Genomic DNA, 16374 nt, shown 5'->3' on the forward strand with positions numbered 1-16374 from the left:
CTCGGTAATTTCTTTTTGGCGATTGATCTGATCGCAGAAATCACACTGAGTTCCCCTATGGGGTGCTCTACACTTAAGAACAGTTATTTAGCAGAAATTTAAGGACTAATTGAATGGAAAGTTCAGAGATAAAGGACTACGTCAAAGCCAAAAAAGGTGTGGCAATTGCTAAAACCACATCATTATTTTTATTGCTATTCGTTTTTGCATTCCCTTTTTACGACAACCTGGGGATTACAAAGTATTTATCATATCTTGCACCGGTATTTGCCATGTCGTTAGTAGGGTATATATGGTTTGGTTTTTTTGGTGTCTCTGAACAGACGTTGTTAAACATAATCGAGCGTCAAATTTCCAAAGACCCGGAAGCTATTCAGAAGTTGTTAAATCATGACACATAACAGAGCTGAATTCGGATATGACAAGGCACCTTTAGAAATTGAGGCTTTCAAAGCAAATAAACAGTATGAAGGTGCCTGGTAACATTGGACCGCCAGCAGCCACTTTATTTGGGTTTTATATTTCCGGAGTATAAATGGAACTTAATCAAATTACTTTGCCAGTAAAAGATATGGATGCTGCCGTTAACTTTTATCTGAAGCTCGGTTTTACTCAAATTGTCGATACACCGCATTATTCCAGATTTTCTTGCCCGGAAGGTAACTCGACTTTCTCCTTATCACTCGAAACTGAAGAGTTTGAAAACAGATCTGTAATCTACTTCGAGCATGAAGAACTTGATGAACTGTGTGCTGATTTGTCCCGGAGTGGTATTCAATTTGAACAACTACCAACAGAACAAAGGTACCTATGGAAAGAGGCTATTCTTAAAGATCCGTCTGGTAATAAAATCAAGCTTTACCGGGCAGGTGAGAACCGTTTAAATCCTCCCTGGAAAGTTGAAAAACGCTTATAATAAGCTACTCAAGTCGCTGACAGGTTTACCGGAACATTAAAAAATGGGCTGCGTCATTCTTCAACTATTTTTAGCCTGTGTATTTATACCGCTGAGCAGGGAACTATGGAGCAAGAACAAGGAAGTTAAATGAAGTATACTTTTTTAATTATATTAGCACTGATTTTGTTTGAATTTTTTCCTAAAGCCGTTGGTGAAGATAAATTTGACAGAGAGGTAGCGAGAGTTGCTTTTAAATCAAAAATTGCCGGTTCTACGTGGTCTTACAACTGGAGAGAGCGTGAATTTATTTTCTCCTTTTCCGAAGATGGCAGTATTACAAAACTTCAAAGTTGGTCTTCTGTTGCGTGGATTGCGAGGGAAGAAGATCTAGTGGTCCTCGAATCAGGTCGTCAAAAAATGTATCTGCACTTCAATAAGCAAGGCAACGCTTTTAAAACCGTTGACTGGGATGGACAACTCGCGAGTGGTAAGTTGCTGTTTGGGGAAGATTTTTAAGAATATGCAACCGGAATAGTTGCCATCGATGTTTGGAGAAATTTCTTAAAAACAGCACGCTAAACAGTGATTCGATAAGGAATGAACAAGGAAAGTTTAATGCGAAAAATAGTGCACTTTTCAAAAAAGAAGAACTGGTTTCTTACGGAGCCAGATTTAGATTTATTAAACCAACAAATCGCAGAAATTGGTGATGGCTGGGACATTATATCCGTTCAGTCTAACTGTAACTTTGCCGGTGTTATCAGCTCTTATACACTTTTAATTGAACATGAAGCAGAAAGTGCGATCTAAAAGCGGCATTATTATTCGCAACTGTTACCGGGAAAAAATCCGGGAACCTTGTGCTTTGCCTGCTACTGTCACATAGAAATATTTGCAGCGGCGTGCGGTTGTTTTACTCTTCAAAGGAATTCATACAGTTGAACGGATTTAAAATTTCTACGAACTTTGAAGACCTGGATATTAATCTCGTATATTCATTTATCTCCAATTCATATTGGGCTAAGAATATTCCATTTGAGGTTTTTGAAAGGTCACTAAAAAATTCACTCGTGTTTGGTGCTTATGGCAGTAACAATGAACAAGCAGGTTTCGCCCGTGTGATTACTGATAAATCCACATTTGCCTATCTGAGCGACGTTTTCGTGCTTGAAAATTATCGTGGGCTTGGCATCAGTAAACTGCTTATGGAAGCGATATGTCAACACGGGGAACTTCAGGGTTTACGGCGCTTTATGTTGGCAACCAGCGATGCGCATGGCTTGTACGCACAGTTTGGCTTTCAGTCAGTTGCCAATCCGGAAATTTTGATGCAGGTATGGCAACCCTCTGTCTACGAACAGACATGTAAATAACAATTTATTCAAGGATTTCGTATCGCTTGCGGGGACCATAACGCTTAAACTCTGTCCTCCTCACGGGGTGAGTAGCCGGTTTAGTTCTTACAGCATCACTAGATCTTACCGTACAACGTGTTTGTGCCCCCTCGGTATTACGAACCCGTGATATTAAGGCAACAAGAGGAGGCTTTATGACTAAGTATTATGGTTCTTGTTTGTGCGGCACCGTAAAATTCGAGGTGCAAGGGGATTTTGATTGCTTTTATTTGTGTCACTGCCAGTACTGCCAAAAAGACACGGGCTCTGCTCATGCGGCAAATCTTTTCTCAAGCTCAGCTAAATTAGTCTGGCTGTCCGGTCCGGATGTGGTCACTACCTTTACGCTGCCGGGCACTCGTCACAGCAAAAGCTTTTGTATGCGGTGTGGCTCGGCATTACCTAACACTCAGATAGCAGACTTACTTGTTGTTCCGGCAGGGTGTCTGGATACTGATATACCTATATTACCAACTGCACACATTTTTTTATCTGGCAAAGCAGCGTGGAATAAGACGTTAGAAGACGTACCAAAGTTCGGTGGCCTGCCAGAGTGATACACGAACCATACAATCTCACAAACCCGCTCGCGACTCGATATCGCGCAGTAAATCAGCTGTACTTTGAGGAATTGGTTACCTCACAAAGGAGTGTTTTTCTGTGAAATTTAAAAGAAGCGTGTTGTTACTTGTTTTGTCATGTTGTTTCCATGCTCTCGCATCAGGAACTGACGTTCAAAAACTCAACGTTGAAGAAAATGGCTTTGTCGGACACTACTATGAGCCTTCAGTCAGTTCTGCCGGTTCAGCCAAACAGCCGGTTATTGTGTTGGGTGGCTCAGAAGGCGGTATTCCTTCCATACTTGCAAACGTTATAGCCGCTGATGAGTTTCCTGTCCTGGCTGTTGCCTATTTTAAGGAAGAATCACTGCCCGATGAACTGGAAAAAATACCGTTAGAGTATTTTGATAAAGCTAAAAAATGGCTCCTTCATAAGCATCCTGAAAACGAGAATCTGACTGTGGCCGGATGGTCGAAAGGGGCAGAATTATCGCTGTTGCTGGCTTCAAAAGATGCCACATTTAACCGTGTTATCGCGATTGCACCAAGTGCGGTAGTTTGGGCTGGTATTCTGAATGACTGGCAAAAAACACCCGGTTCAAGCTGGACCTCCGGGCAAAAGGAGCTGGATTTTGTTCAATTTAATCCGACGGGGGCCGTCAGTGGTTTACTCGATCTTTATTCACAGTCATTAGCCAACAGACAAGATGGCGGTAAAGCGTCAATCAAAGCAGAAGAGATACAAGGAAATGTGTATTTGTTTTCCGGTGGAAAAGATGAAATCTGGCCATCTGTTTCAATGGCTGAAAGTATTTGTGAAAGGATGAGGCAAAATGAATCATCTTCATGTACACATTTTACTTATCCGGAACTGGATCATTTGCTGGACTATAAAATGCTGGACGCTTCTGAAGAACTGAATCGTATGTTTTTAGATAGTGTCAGTGTTCCGCCAGATCTTCAGAGTATTAACTTGTCGGTACTTCTTAAGCTGGACAGTACTGAAGATTTCGTACCCATTTTCGAAGATGCTACCCTCGACATTAAGCGTGACGATTGAGAGGCTATTTTTACAGCATGTTTTTCATTCACAAAGGAAAGGTTTATGAAATACAGAAATATATTTTTAGCACTACAGTTCTTACTACCCGCCGCCGGGGTGGCCGCAACCAATTATGCGTCAGTGGAATTAACGCACATTGAGCCAATAAAGATGGAGGCAACCTGGCTGAGGGATAAGCAATTTATGCCTCGTTACCCCATTGAAATGGCGATGGAAGGGGTTACCGGCTGCGGAATATTTAAAGTCAGTGTCGATAAAAACGGAACAACTAACAGCATTACGCTTGTCAGTTCAGTACCCGAGAAAGGTATTGCCGGGCCGGCAACCGGAGTTATAAAAGAGTGGAACTGGACCCTGGCAAACGGTAAGTCACCGGCTGGTGAAGAAAAGTTGATAAGGCTGGATTTCTGCATGGGAGGAAGCTCTCAGGACGAATCTGTTTCAAATTGCCAGCAGCAGGCATCCATGTTGTGTGAATAATCTCCGGTTTTCATCGAATGAAGGACAAGTAATGAACGGCCCCAATCCTGATAACAAATCGCCAATGGCGGGCTTCCCGCAAGTGGGATATTTGAAGAACTTTATTACTTCTGACAATATCATTGTAGGCGATTATACCTACTATGATGACCCGGACGGTCCAGAGCGCTTTGAGAGTAATGTGCTTTACCATTTTCCCTTTATTGGCGATAAGCTGATTATCGGAAAATTTTGTGCCATCGCCAAAGACGTGAAATTCATTATGAACGGAGCCAATCATAAAATTTCAGGCTTCTCTACGTATCCGTTTCAAATTTTTGGCAATGGATGGGAGAGAGTGATGCCAGGCGATGGAGATCTACCCTATAAGGGGGACACTGAAATTGGCAATGACGTTTGGATTGGTTACGAGGCTTTGGTAATGCCCGGGGTAAAAATAGGTAACGGGGCAGTCATTGCCAGCAAATCCGTTGTCACTGCAGATGTGCCTGCTTACAGCGTGGTGGGTGGCAATCCTGCGAAAGTCATTAAATACCGTTTTGAGGAAAGTATTATCGAAACATTGGAGTCTGTTGCATGGTGGAACTGGAGTGCAGAGAAAATCACCGCCAATCTGGAAGCGATAGTGGGGGCGGACATTCATGCACTCCGCACAGCCGGCGGTTTATAAAAACCATTTCCATGCAATGAACAACGCCAGGAACCCGAACAGATAAATCAGACCACCATAACTTAATAGCGTTACCAGCGGGCTGGCTTTTACGTCGTCATTTAGTGCAGCCTGTTTTACCAGTTTATGGTTTAACAGAGCAAACATCGGCGTGGTCATGAAGGCCAGTGTCATCGCAAATCCAAGCATGGCGAGCAGGGCAGATTTAAAGAACAACACAATAGCAAAACTGATTACAGCAACAGCACTGAGCACGACAATAAAGATACTTTCCGGCGTATCTTTTTGCCCTTTAAGCAGCATCGCTGCCTCTGCTACAGCCCGCGAATAGCCGTCGTATACTGTAAGGGCGGAGCCGAAAATACACAAAAATGCTACTACGGCTATCAACCAGCGGGCCCACTCACCGATAGTGCCGGCATATAAATCCACCAGTTGCTTTGAAAAGCCAATACCTCCAGAGGCCAGCGTGTTGTCGGCACCGTGTAACACCAGGGCTCCCAGTGCCAGAAACACCAGTGCCAGTAACATAGTAGTAAAATAGCCCAGATTAAAATCGAACAGCGCAGATTGCGGGGTGACTGATTGTTCCTGCTTTTGTTTTTTAAGCCACAGCGATGTGATACCTGAAATCTCAATGGGGGCAGGCATCCATCCCATGGTCACTACCAGAAATCCGACTGCAGCCATTGTCCAGGGCGAGGGGGAAACAAAATCATCTGGTGCCACAGCACCATTTTGCCAGGCCATAAAGGTAGCACCCAGCGTGGCTATCACCAGTGTCACCATAATGACTTTGGAGACTTTATCTAAGGCTGAATAATGTCCGGCAATCAATATGAACAATATGGCAGCCAGTACAATACCACTTAACACAGGAATACTGGTTGTGAAGGGTACAAAGTAGCCGAGCAGGCTGGCTGCAAACATCAGCAGAGCAGCGGCATTCACAACCGATGAAATGACATTCAGTAACAGGGCGGTGATCAGATAGCCTTTGCCCATCTGCAGATAACCGTGTTGCAGGGTTTCACCGGTACTGATGGTATAACTGACCCCGGCCCGGAAAAAAGGATATTTGAGTATGTTGACCGCCAGCACCAGCAATGCCAGTTGCCAGCCGTAATTTGCGCCGGCTTGTGTAGATGCAACGAGGTGGCTGCCACCAATGGCAGCGGTTGCCATCAGTACGCCGGGGCCGAGAAGCTGTGTAAGATGCCGCAAACCGGCAAGGGAAAAGGTGGAATGTGCCAACTCTGTGTTCCTGCTACAGAAGAATTAATTCAGATGAGTTGGCACAGTGTACAACAAACTGCTTTGAGATCAGAGATTAAACGTCACTGATAAGATGTGCGGGGATATCCCATGAGCCCTGATGAATTTCACCATCCCAGGTTTGCAATGTTACCCAAATTTTCTGGCCGGCAGTGATGCGTTCCTGAGCCAGACCGTGCACATGCTGTCCGTGTCGTGTGCCATGTAAAATACCGAGTTCATGCTGTTGTGCTTCTTCAATTGGCAATGGTTTGTCACCGATATTTAAAAAGCCCTGTCTGATTTCATCAACACCACCGTCCTGAAACATCACCAGAAAATCTTTAACGTAGAGACCGTCATGCTGATAGGGTTTGTCTTCATCATAAGGCATTGCTGTCAGCGTGAAATCACCGGCTTGGGTTTCCGGCAAACTGGCGGGAAATTCAGGATTAAATGACTGATAGATAAACACGACCGGCAATATCAGCAATAATGCATTTAACCAGTAACGTTTTGACGCCGTTTTTTTATTCTTTAAGCGGGCCATGTTAAGCCTCCTGTAAACGTGCAGCTGTTGCTTGCCGGCTGGCTGTTCGTGCTTTTGCCAGACGTAAATACCACATAATGAAACCCGAAACAGACATACCGGAGAGGATTAAACCGAAAACAAACCACAGTAGTTTTGTCCATATTCCGCCGATAGTCCCGAAGTGTAACGGGTCGGCGATGTGCATAATGGTTTGCAGGGGATCCATATTTTGCGGGCTAATGGTTTGCGTGATCTCGCCGTTCCACGGGTTAACTGCCAGTTGGAAACTGGCACCGTCGTAGAAGGGGTTATTGCCGGCCCCGTACAATTTGTAGGTGTCACGGTTATGTTCCGGCATCATGATATAGCTGGTCTGAAAATTGTCGAAGGTATTTTCTGCCTTTGTAATGGCCTGAGCCAGAGATACCGGCATTGTTGGCGTATTATGAGAGGATACCGGAAGCGATTGTGCGTCAAGCTGCGCAGGCCAGGGATCCACTTCAATATCTGCATGCCACATGACAGACTGAATAAGATACCAAAGTCCAGTTGCGCTCATGATCACCATGAACCAGATGGACCATACACCGGCAAGCTTGTGTAAGTCTGCGGTCAGTGTACGCGGTCCCTGATGGCTGCGAATTTTGGGGTTACGGTATGCCTGCCAGAATTTCTTGAAGACGAGCAATCCGGTTATTAACGCCCCGAGCATGACCACAGACATTAAGGAAACCAGATAGTAGCCAAGACTGTAACTGCCATGCCACGGGAAATACAGCCATCCGTGCAACGTACGCATGAAACCGATAAAGGTGACACCATCGTTTACTTCCTGGATAGCACCGCTGTAAGGATTAACATATGCAATGGCAAAAGGTTTGCCTGTAGCAGTAAACATGACTTCGTGAACCATGTAGCTTTCCCGTACGCTGACGCCGGTAACGTCTGCATCCGGAAAGGTCTTTTTAACGGTGGCGACAGACTCTGCAACAGATTGTGCCGGACGGTTATCAGGGTTTACTGCACGGATATTTTCGTTGGTCAGCCAGGCAAATTCATGGCTCATGACCGCCACAGTACCTGTCAGACATACGAAGCTGAATAACACCCACACGGGGAGAGAAAACCAGCCGTGAAGTTGAAAGAGAAAGCGATTAGACACACGCGCCATGCAAAACCTGTCCAAAAGTATAATTTCATTACCGGTTGCAGATTCTATCGAATATCGCTTTCAATAGAAATGATATTAATTCTTTTTTACATACGCACCCATCTGCGAAATACGATAACCGGCACCAGCAGAAGAGCCAGAATTCCGGTACTGCCGCCGCCACCTGAGCTTTGACGTTCAGTGACGGCAACATTCACGGTATCTGTCACCGTATTGATGCCATCACTCACCGTTACAGTGTAAGTGACTGACGAGCCTGCTGCAGAATCCGGGGCCTGAGTACTGTAAACGGAACCGGCTACACCATCGATGGTAAATGAGAGTGTGTCGTTTTCCGGATCGGTAGCAGTTGCCCTGATGGTGATCGTGCTGCCAGCACTGACACTGGCAGGAGATGTAACAGATAATACCGGAGGCTGATTCGGCGAAATGGTGACAGTGACAGATGCCACAGATTGATTGCCTGATGGATCGGTTGCGGTTACCTGCAGTACAGCGGTTGTGTCACTTTGTACAGAAGGCGCAGAAATCGTTACTGTCGCAGTATTCGTACCGTTTAAAGTTAATGCCGGACCGGATAACTGCTCCCACGACCAGGTTACCGCATCACCATTAGGCTCGTCAGCTTCTGCTGTTACAGACAGGCTGTTGCCTGATGACACAACTGCTGTGGCTGTTGTACCGCCGGCAATCGTGACTACCGGTGCGCCTTCGACCTGCACGTCACTGAATACGGCTGCATTCTCAGAGCCTGCACCAGGGATATTTGTTACTACTGAGGATGCCTGCAAAGATAGCGGGCCTGTGGACGCACTGTCTTCCACTGTGACCGCAAACGATAAGGTTGCAGCAGCTGATGTCTGTGCATCAGCGCCGGTGCTTTCACTGTCTGGTTGAGTGACTTCCCAGTACACACGGTTACTGGTGACACTGCCATTATCAGATACGGAACCGGCGACCAGTGAGACCGTATCAGGCAGGGTAACGCCTACGGTGTAATCGCGATCTTCTCCGGTTGTATTGCTGATAATATTTACATTGAAGGTCTGCTGGCCACCTTTATTCACACGGCCATCATCAGGCGCCGACATGTAGACATCATTTTCTTCCCGCTCAATGACAACATGGGTCACGCCAACATTACTGTTTTCGCTGCTGCTGGTACCCAGCGCGAAAGCACCAAAGAATTTATCTCCTTCGCTGCTGTCTCCCAGATCCCATAAAATACGTAAATCGAAGGGCGAGAGGGCCGCATTAGTTTGCGGACCGGAAACGGTGAGGTTGCCTTCGTCATCAGCATCCACCAGCACATAATCCATCATATAACTGTCGGAGGAGGCTGAAGAGCCTTCCCAGTTCTGTACCACGATAAACCAGGTGCCGGCTTCGGGATTCAGGCGGTCAACGACTTCATCGGCTTCAAGGGAACTGCTTTCTTCGCGGATCTCATCGTCTGAAGGGCTGCCATCGCCATCGGCGTCATAAACAAGGAACAAATCCAGGTCACTGGCGGTGGCATCATAAATTTCTGCATATAAACGCAGCGCACCTTCTTCTACGTTGATTTCTGTTATCACAGTACCGCTGGCAGAATCAAAAAGTTCGTCAGGTGTCGGATCTTCACTGACTGTCTCAACCACGGTGGTTACCTGTGTTAATCCGTAAGACTGAAAGTTAAAAGACTCAATTTCTGCTGTCGTAACATCTTTAAGTAAACGGCTGTCTTCATTCCGGTGGGCTGTCAGATCAACAAACTGAGGAATACTGCCGTTAGAAGCATACACAGCAACGGGGATGTGTAAATCAGGTGAGGTACTGCTGGTGAGATTTACACTGCCATAGGCCCAGGCGTAGTTAGTGGTTCCGAGGGTATCCATGGTAAACGTGAGGGTCTGCGATTGTCTGCTTGCCAGCGAGAAAGAGGAGGGCGATACCGTTGTGCTTAATCCGGACGTCACTGCTGTTGCAGTCACTTGCCAGCTTCCTGTTCGTGTTGCCGTAACTGTGCGGGTCCAGCTGCATGAGGTGACGCAATTTTCATCCACTACGGCGGGCACGTTAAGAGAACGCGGTTCGCCGCCTTCCTGCGGATTTGCAGCGGAATAGTTCGCCGCTGTTTCCTGCATGATAAGCCCGGTTTGAGTGGCCGCGTCTACCTGCAGACGGCCTGCGCCCATTTCAAACCAGTTGGCTGCAACATCTGTACCTGAAAGCGCCACACCGGTATTGGCTGTCATCATCATGGCTGAGCGGATGTTATCAGGTGTCCAGGACGGATGATCCTGCTTAAGCAGTAAAGCCGCGCCGGCTACATGGGGACTTGCCATCGATGTACCTGATGAATACGCATAGTCGGCGGGGGCCGGTCCGGATTCTTCATGTCCATAGTGTTCATCTGCCCATGCAGCATAAATTTCTACACCGGGAGCAGAAATCACGGGCGACAATGTACTGATTGAACTGTTCGGACCCCGGGAAGAAAAGTCTGCCAGTTTATCTGCGGTTGTTTCATCGGTGACAACCTCAGCGGATGCGTCAGTAATAGTTACACGATGACCGGAACCGGATGCCAGCCATTGTTTCAGTGCATCGCCGGCATCGGCATCTATATGAATGCCCGGCACTACATAGGCATCGTTAGCCAGAAAGCTGTCACCGCCCTGCACATTAGCCAGCACGTAACCTGCGGCACCGCCTTCAGCGACATTTTTAGCTTTCTGGATCCGCGCAATATCACCACGGTCACAAACAACAATTTGTCCGCTGAATGTACCGGCAGGATAGGGTTCCAGGCACTGACCGGGATCGCCGGATGGATCGTTGCCGTTGGGAAAATCGCCGGCGTATACGATATCAGCGGTAATTGAACCGGTGTTACTGAAACCTTGCATAGCGGAAGGGGTGTAACTGCCACCGGAAAAGTTTGTGATGGATTTTTCATACGACACTGTGATGCCGTGAGATGTGGCAGCAACAGCGGTCATCCAGGGGGCATGCTTGTCGGTTGTTGCATCATCGGGCCCGTCATTGCCCGCAGACTGGGCAACAAAAATTCCGGCATTATGGGCATTAAGCCACGCACGGTTTAAAGGTCCGTCCCAGGGAAAGTCGCCGCCTGAAATCGACATGTTCACGGCATCCACAATACCGCTGTCAATAATATCTTCAACGGCATCCAGCATGACGGACTCAAGACACCCAGTATAAGTGTCGTCATCTTCACCGGGATAGCATACCTGATAAGAAATAATATTCGCATGAGGTGCAACGCCGGAGGCTTCTTCAAAAATATAACCGGTCTCCACACCGTCACTGACAGTTTGATCGTAGTCGGGGATCACTTCCGCAACATTATAAAGAATGTTCCCTGCAGCGGTTGCTGCTACATGAGAGCCGTGACCGTTGTAATCCTCACCGTTTTCGGGGAGTCCTGACGGAAAAATATCAGTGTCGGAATAGGCATTAACAATCGCCGGATAACTGTATACGCCGATGAGCTTGTCATTACACAAAGCAGGATAGCTTCCTGCACAGTCTCCGAGGTAATTTCCGTTACCCAGCGGGTTGGTGTGAGCATAACCATCGTCACCGGTGGCCGCAAAAGACGGGTGATCTGTGTTGATGCCGGTATCCAGAACCGCAACCACCATGCCTTCACCCAGCACATCAGAGCCGGACGAGGTTTCTGTACCGTCCCACATCTGCGGGGCGCCGATAGTGGCCGGTCCCACATAGGCATTCAGTTTGTGTAACGTGTCAGGGCGTACTTTTTTTACCCCTTCTGTTTGTGACAAGGTTTTCGCCTGCGCCGGGGTGAGCTTTGCAGCAAAACCGTTAAAGGCCAGTTGATACTGTGCAAGGGCTTTTGGTGTGTCTGTGCCATCAGCGATGGCTGACAATACAGTTGACTGGCGGTTCTTCAAGTGACGGCGGTACTGAACGACTGCATCAGAGCGTGTATTTAACTTATTGCGTCTTTTTTCTGAGGACGTCGCGATAAAACCTTGCAGACCTCCTTCATAGGTGGCCACAGGACTTTCATCCAGTTCAACAATATAAACGGATTTACCGGATTTATGTTTTGCCGTATCCGCCATCAGCGGTAATGAAATAATGCTGCTACTCAGCGCAAATGAAACCGCTAAGGCGATTCGACAATTCATACACTTCTCCCGTTGCCGCGCGCGTTTTTACTTTTTCAGTTAAAAAGCTTATACCAGATTTTATATATCACAGGCGAGTTTTACACTCAGGCTGCCTGAACATCAGTACGTAAAAGTATACCTTCTTAAATATGAACGGCTTATGAACCATTGTCTTTCATTAAACTTTTTATACGGGACGGCTAATGTAAAGTTAAGTGTGGTCTTATTTTAAATCAATGTTAAAACCGTAGGATAAAATGACCACGTGAAACCTGTTGAGGCGGATAACCATTTTCCCTTATTGATGGGACCACCTGCATTTAGCAACACGTATTTTGAGAATTCACACTAGCATTATCACTATCGATATTGCCGTAGTGGCACCACTTAATGAGGGCTTAGTTGTGCAGGACAGAAATCATCTCGCCAGCGTGAAAACCACCCGTCAGGTAAAAATAATAGAAAATGGCCTGATAGACATCCCCATGCTGCAAATTCTGCAGCCGGACGGTACGGTACACCCGGACGCTGAAGAACCGGACATCACCCGTGATACCGCAGAAAAAATGCTGGAAGTGATGCAGTTTATCCGCATTCTTGATGAACGGATGGTGGCGGCGCAGCGTCAGGGCAGAATCAGTTTTTATCTGGCTTCTACCGGTGAAGAAGCGGCTGCCGTTGCCAGCGCAGCAGCATTAACTAACGACGACATGATCATGTCTCAGTATCGCGAGCAGGGCACTCTGGCATGGCGCGGATATAAAACTGAGCAGTTTATGAATCAAATGTTCAGTAATGAAAAGGATCCGAATAAAGGTCGTCAGATGCCCATCCATTATGGTGATAAAGCGCTTAATTTTATGACCATCTCTTCTCCCTTAGGTACACAGATCCCCCAGGCATCAGGCTATGCCTATGGCCAGAAAATGGCCGGCAAAAAGGCGCTGACGATTTGCTATTTTGGTGAAGGTGCGGCGTCAGAAGGAGATTTTCATGCCGGCCTGAATATGGCAGCGGTATTGCGCTGTCCGGTCATCTTCTTTTGCCGAAATAACGGCTATGCCATTTCAACCCCCGCTGAAGAACAGTTCGCCGGTGACGGTATTGCCAGCCGGGGGATTGGGTACGGGGTGAAAACGATCCGGGTGGACGGTAATGATCCACTGGCTGTCTATGCCGCCACCAGACAGGCAAAGGAAATTGCGCTTAAAGAAGCGTGTCCTGTGCTTATTGAAGCGATGACTTATCGTCTGGCGGCCCATTCCACCTCCGATGATCCCAGTGGTTACCGGTCTAAAGATGAAGAAGAGAAGTGGCGCCAGAAGGATCCGGTATTGCGTTTAAGTGAGTGGCTCAAATCAAAAGGCTGGTTTGACGCGGACGCTGTAGAAAAGCGTAAAACAGTGACCCGCGAGTCGGTATTAGCGGCCCTTAAAGAAGCCGAGAAAGTACCGGTTAACCCCATCGACGATATTGTGACAGATGTATACGACTACGTTCCCCGGCATCTCAACGATCAGCTTCAGGCACTTAAGCAACACATCGCCCGTTATCCGCAAGCGTATCCGAAAACAGCAGGGAGAATAAAATAATGGCAAAAATGAATCTGCTGCAGGCAATTAACAATGCGCTTATCACTGTCATGACAGAAGACGAGCGTGTGATGGTATTCGGTGAAGATGTGGGTCATTTTGGCGGTGTATTCCGTGCCACCAGTCATTTACAGGAGAAATTTGGTAAAGGCCGCTGTTTTAATACGCCGCTTACGGAGCAGGGCATAATCGGCTTTGCCAACGGTCTCGCTGCGCAGGGTTCAGTGCCGGTAGCTGAAATCCAGTTCGGTGATTACATTTTTCCGGCCTTTGACCAGATCGTTAACGAGACGGCGAAATTCCGTTACCGCTCCGGCGGACAATTCAGTTGCGGCACACTGACCATCCGCACGCCGTACGGCGGCGGCATTGCCGGCGGACACTATCACAGCCAGTCACCGGAAGCCTTTTTTGCTCATTGTCCGGGCCTGCGGATTGTGGTGCCGCGTAACCCATATCAGGCAAAAGGTTTGCTGCTGGCCTCTATCCGTGACGACAACCCGGTGTTATTCATGGAGCCGAAACGCCTGTACCGGGCATCAGTTAGCGATGTGCCTGAAGAGGACTATGAATTGCCGCTGGGGAAAGCGGATGTCGTGCAGGAAGGAAAAGATATCACCCTGGTTGGCTGGGGTGCTCAGATTGAAATTCTGCAAAAGGCCGCCGAAAAAGCGCTGGATGACGGCATTAACTGCGAAATTATTGATTTGCGCAGTATTGCCCCCTGGGATGCGCAAACCGTCGCTGAGTCCGTGATGAAAACAGGCCGCTTACTCATCAATCATGAAGCGCCGCTGACCGGAGGCTTTGCCAGTGAGATTGCTGCAACTATTCAGGAGCAGTGTTTCCTGTACCTGGAAGCGCCGGTTGCCAGAGTTTGCGGTCTGGATACGCCGTATCCGCTTTCTCATGAAAAAGAGTACATGCCGGATGAACTTAAAACTTACGAAGCCATTCTCCGTACCATGCATTACTAAGGGCAAACGACAATGACGACAGAATTTATATTGCCTGATATCGGCGAAGGTATCGTGGAATGTGAACTCCTTGAGTGGCTGGTAGCCGAAGGGGATGTGATAGAAGAAGATCAGCCCGTTGCTGAGGTGATGACAGACAAAGCCACTGTACAAATTCCTGCCATGCATGCAGGTACGGTAATGAAACTTCACTATCAACCGGGAGACATCGCTAAAGTGCATGCGCCACTGTTCGCCATGGCTACGTCAGAACAGTTTACAAAGCAGGAACCTGAAGCTGAAAGCGCTGCTTCACAAGATCGTCCGGCCAGTACAAGTACCACTACTAATGCCAGCGCCGGCGCAGGTGAAGACTTTTTACTGCCGGATATCGGTGAAGGCATTGTTGAATGTGAGGTTGTGAAATGGCAGGTCACTGAGGGTCAGTCTGTTGAAGAGGACCAGGTGGTTGTGGAAGTCATGACTGACAAAGCTGTGGTGGAAATTCCCGCCAAACACGCCGGCGTGATCACAAAGCTATATTATGGTGAAGGTGACATTGCAAAAGTGCATGCACCTTTGTTTGCCCTGGATCATAACGACAGTGCCGGTACTTCTTCGCAAAGCGGGCCCGCTCATACACAGGCTGAGGTCGCGGATTCTCAAACAGCAACTCCTGAAGCGACAACCTCTGAGAGCGCCGCACGGGAAGGCAGTTTTGAGCCGCCGGTGGCGATTCCGGGAAAAGTACTGGCCAGTCCGGCCGTTCGCCGAATCGCCAGAGAGCACAATATCGATCTCAAATCGGTGCAGGCTTCGGGTAAAAAAGGCAGAGTGCTCAAACAGGATGTCTATCGTGCAGCAGAGTCGTTAAATGCAAACAATGATCTTAACGATGCCTCAAAGCAGACAAAAACGGCATCAGAAGAAACCAGACGACCTGTTGAGTCCGGTGGCAAACGTACGGAGAAGGTACGGGGATTACAGGCGACGATGGCAAAACAAATGCAATTGTCAGTGCAAACTATTCCGCATTTCACGGTAAGTGATGAACTGGTGATGGATAAGCTCATTGCACTGCGCGCTGAGCTTAAACCGGCCTTCGAAGCGAAAGGCGTTAAACTCAGTTTTATGCCGTTTTTCATTAAAGCACTGTCTCTGGCATTAAAAGAATTTCCGGTGATCAACAGCCAGATGTCTGATGACGGTGAATATTTGCATTACTTTGACGATCATAACGTCGGCTTTGCCGTAGACAGTAAAATTGGCCTGCTGGTGCCGAATATTAAACGGGTTCAGGATTTAAGCCTGTTTGATATTGCTTCACAGATGCAGACTATTATTGAGCAGGCCAGAGAAGGTAAAGTGCCGGCAAGTGCATTGAAGGGCGGTACCGTGTCGGTTTCCAATATTGGTGCACTGGGTGGTATTACTGCCACGCCGGTAATCAATAAACCTGAAGCGGCTATCGTAGCGCTGGGTAAAACGCAAAAACTGCCCAGGTTCGATGATAACGGGAATGTGACAGCGCAGCATATCATGCATGTTAACTGGTCCGGCGATCACCGCATTATAGATGGTGCAACCATGGTGAAGTTTAATAACCTGTGGTGCCATTATTTGCAGAACCCGTCAGCCATGCTGATGCATCTGGCCTGA

16 protein-coding genes are annotated in these 16374 nt (G+C 47.6%); 12 read left to right on the top strand and 4 right to left on the bottom strand.

From position 1 onward, the window contains the following. Positions 1 to 113: 113 nt before the first annotated feature. From ACXAG2_RS18755 to ACXAG2_RS18795, 9 genes are all read left to right on the top strand, one after another. The gene (locus tag ACXAG2_RS18755; RefSeq protein ID WP_474869521.1) at positions 114 to 401 is read left to right on the top strand and encodes a hypothetical protein; all 288 of its coding nucleotides are present in this window, start codon (positions 114 to 116) and stop codon (positions 399 to 401) included. A gap of 134 nt (positions 402 to 535) precedes the next feature. Beyond that, positions 536 to 916, top strand: coding sequence for a VOC family protein (locus ACXAG2_RS18760; RefSeq protein WP_474869524.1), 381 nt, complete (start codon positions 536 to 538; stop codon positions 914 to 916). Positions 917 to 1045: 129 nt separating this feature from the next. Further along, positions 1046 to 1414, top strand: coding sequence for a hypothetical protein (locus ACXAG2_RS18765; protein ID WP_474869526.1), 369 nt, complete (start codon positions 1046 to 1048; stop codon positions 1412 to 1414). Between the two features lie 99 nt (positions 1415 to 1513). Beyond that, positions 1514 to 1708 carry a hypothetical protein gene (locus ACXAG2_RS18770; protein ID WP_474869529.1) on the top strand — a complete coding sequence of 65 codons (195 nt, stop codon included), beginning with the start codon at positions 1514 to 1516 and terminating at the stop codon, positions 1706 to 1708. Between the two features lie 128 nt (positions 1709 to 1836). Continuing rightward, on the top strand, positions 1837 to 2271 hold the full coding sequence (locus ACXAG2_RS18775) for a GNAT family N-acetyltransferase (RefSeq protein WP_474869531.1): 435 nt from the start codon (positions 1837 to 1839) through the stop codon (positions 2269 to 2271). 176 nt (positions 2272 to 2447) lie between these two features. Continuing rightward, positions 2448 to 2849, top strand: a complete 402-nt coding sequence (locus tag ACXAG2_RS18780; RefSeq protein WP_474869533.1) for a GFA family protein — start codon at positions 2448 to 2450, stop codon at positions 2847 to 2849. Positions 2850 to 2952: 103 nt separating this feature from the next. Further along, entirely contained in the window at positions 2953 to 3912 is a 960-nt protein-coding gene (locus tag ACXAG2_RS18785) for an acyl-CoA thioester hydrolase/BAAT C-terminal domain-containing protein (protein WP_474869536.1), read from the top strand. Between the two features lie 45 nt (positions 3913 to 3957). After that, the gene (locus tag ACXAG2_RS18790) at positions 3958 to 4395 is read left to right on the top strand and encodes an energy transducer TonB (RefSeq protein WP_474869539.1); all 438 of its coding nucleotides are present in this window, start codon (positions 3958 to 3960) and stop codon (positions 4393 to 4395) included. Between the two features lie 31 nt (positions 4396 to 4426). Further along, on the top strand, positions 4427 to 5065 hold the full coding sequence (locus tag ACXAG2_RS18795; RefSeq protein WP_474869541.1) for a Vat family streptogramin A O-acetyltransferase: 639 nt from the start codon (positions 4427 to 4429) through the stop codon (positions 5063 to 5065). Here ACXAG2_RS18795 and ACXAG2_RS18800 read toward each other — a convergent pair. The 4 genes from ACXAG2_RS18800 to ACXAG2_RS18815 all read right to left on the bottom strand — a co-directional run bounded on the left by ACXAG2_RS18800 (position 5060) and on the right by ACXAG2_RS18815 (position 12185). After that, positions 5060 to 6250, bottom strand: coding sequence for an NRAMP family divalent metal transporter (locus tag ACXAG2_RS18800; RefSeq protein ID WP_474869631.1), 1191 nt, complete (start codon positions 6248 to 6250; stop codon positions 5060 to 5062). The two genes, ACXAG2_RS18795 and ACXAG2_RS18800, sit on opposite strands and share 6 nt — an antisense overlap. A 145-nt stretch (positions 6251 to 6395) precedes the next feature. Next, entirely contained in the window at positions 6396 to 6869 is a 474-nt protein-coding gene (locus ACXAG2_RS18805) for a hypothetical protein (protein WP_474851602.1), read from the bottom strand. Between the two features lies 1 nt (position 6870). Next, positions 6871 to 8022: a PepSY-associated TM helix domain-containing protein gene (locus tag ACXAG2_RS18810; protein WP_474869543.1), complete on the bottom strand. Its 1152-nt coding sequence runs from the start codon at positions 8020 to 8022 to the stop codon at positions 6871 to 6873. Between the two features lie 86 nt (positions 8023 to 8108). Beyond that, on the bottom strand, positions 8109 to 12185 hold the full coding sequence (locus ACXAG2_RS18815) for a S8 family serine peptidase (protein WP_474869546.1): 4077 nt from the start codon (positions 12183 to 12185) through the stop codon (positions 8109 to 8111). Between the two features lie 386 nt (positions 12186 to 12571). Here ACXAG2_RS18815 and ACXAG2_RS18820 point away from each other — a divergent pair, with 386 nt between their 5' ends. From ACXAG2_RS18820 to ACXAG2_RS18830, 3 genes are read left to right on the top strand one after another with little or no spacing between them, the layout of a single operon-like run. Beyond that, positions 12572 to 13759, top strand: coding sequence for a thiamine pyrophosphate-dependent dehydrogenase E1 component subunit alpha (locus tag ACXAG2_RS18820; RefSeq protein WP_474869633.1), 1188 nt, complete (start codon positions 12572 to 12574; stop codon positions 13757 to 13759). Further along, positions 13759 to 14736, top strand: coding sequence for an alpha-ketoacid dehydrogenase subunit beta (locus ACXAG2_RS18825; RefSeq protein ID WP_119501340.1), 978 nt, complete (start codon positions 13759 to 13761; stop codon positions 14734 to 14736). Before ACXAG2_RS18820 ends, ACXAG2_RS18825 begins: the two co-directional genes overlap by 1 nt. A 12-nt stretch (positions 14737 to 14748) precedes the next feature. Continuing rightward, positions 14749 to 16374 carry a dihydrolipoyllysine-residue acetyltransferase gene (locus ACXAG2_RS18830; RefSeq protein ID WP_474869549.1) on the top strand — a complete coding sequence of 542 codons (1626 nt, stop codon included), beginning with the start codon at positions 14749 to 14751 and terminating at the stop codon, positions 16372 to 16374.

The sequence above is a fragment of the Alteromonas sp. ABH4_456 genome, assembly GCF_056160645.1.